The following is a 1,208-nucleotide window of genomic DNA, read 5'->3' as shown; positions in this document are numbered from 1 at the left end:
ATTGGGGATTTATCGGCAAGGCCCCTGCCGAGCATGGCTCGGCACTACAGGCGAAGCCTTGCGCTGTTGGTTCTGTGGCTTCGCCGCTTACGCCGCTCCCACAACAGGCGTCACCCGGATCGCCAGCAACTCGCCGCCGCCGCTCAATGCGAAACGCTGGCGTTCGCCGGCACCCAGCCACGCCGTATCACCAGCGGACATCGCCGGCAGCACGCCGCCCTCGAACTCTGCCTGCCCGGCCAGCAGATGGATCGCCCATGCCGCCTGCGGCTCGGTGAAGAACAGCATGCTGCCGACCAAGGGCCGGTGCAGCAGTTCTGCCTGCAGCGCATCGCGCCGCCACATCAGGTTGAAATCCTGGGTCAGGCCATCGACCAACTCGCCATGGATCGCCTCTTCGCCGGCAAAGCGCAGCCGCTGGTACGGCGGCAGCAAGGTCTCGCAGCGGCCATCGGCAAAGCGCAGCCGCAGCCCTTCGCCCTGCAGCAATACCAACTCGCGTTCGACACCCGGAAATGCGGAGAACGCCGCATCCTGTTCGATTTCGGCAATGGACAAGCGCAGCTGCCAATCGCCCTGCTCGGGCAGGCGCAGGATTTCGCGGGTCCAGCCAAGACCATTGCGCCAGCGCTCGCGGTGATAGTCAGCCGAAGGAATGACGCGGGAAGGTGAGTTCAGAATATCCATGCGCGCATGATGCCATCGCCGCCCACGCAGGAGCGGCGTCCGCCGCGAAACTCGCGGTCTGACCGACATCGTGCAACCTGCCATCCCGCAGGACGGGACAGCACACATTCCCGCAATCTGCTGCGCCCCATGCTTCGCGGCCAAGGCCGCTCCTACCGGGGCTGTCGATTACTTCGGCATCGCCAGGTTGTCGGCCGTCAACGGTTTGCCCGCGCGCGGCGTGGTCTGGATCACCGCGCTGGCCGGCAATGCGGCCCCGCTGTCTACGTGTGCTTAGCCGCTCCTGCGCAATCAGCGACCCGCGTAGGAGCGGCGTCCGCCGCGAAACTCGCCATCTGACAGACATCGTGCAACCTGCCATCCCGCGGGACGGGACAGCACACATTCCCACAACCTGCTGCCCCCCTTGCTTCGCGGCCGAGGCCGCTTGTGTCTGCCACCGGAGTAGGTTTGCAGGTGAGAGCGGAGTGCGGCAGCCCGTTATGCCGCGGTGCGCACAAGCACGTGTAGGAGTTGGGGCG

General features: G+C 66.0%; 1 protein-coding gene. It reads right to left on the bottom strand.

The window, feature by feature from the left end; translation table 11 throughout:
- Nucleotides 1-87: 87 nt before the first annotated feature.
- Nucleotides 88-687, bottom strand: a complete 600-nt coding sequence (locus ACVOLO_RS18015) for a HutD/Ves family protein (protein ID WP_481571696.1) — start codon at nt 685-687, stop codon at nt 88-90.
- Between the last annotated feature and the right edge of the window lie 521 nt (nt 688-1,208).

The sequence above is a fragment of the Stenotrophomonas sp. STEN056 genome (assembly GCF_056759635.1).
The sequence above is the reverse complement of the archived record's forward strand: the minus strand, read 5'-3'. Positions and strand labels throughout refer to the sequence as shown.

Excerpts from the sequence above, each read along its gene's own strand:
- ACVOLO_RS18015 (WP_481571696.1), bottom strand. The coding sequence starts at position 687 with ATGGATATTCTGAACTCACCTTCCCGCGTCATTCCTTCGGCTGACTAT.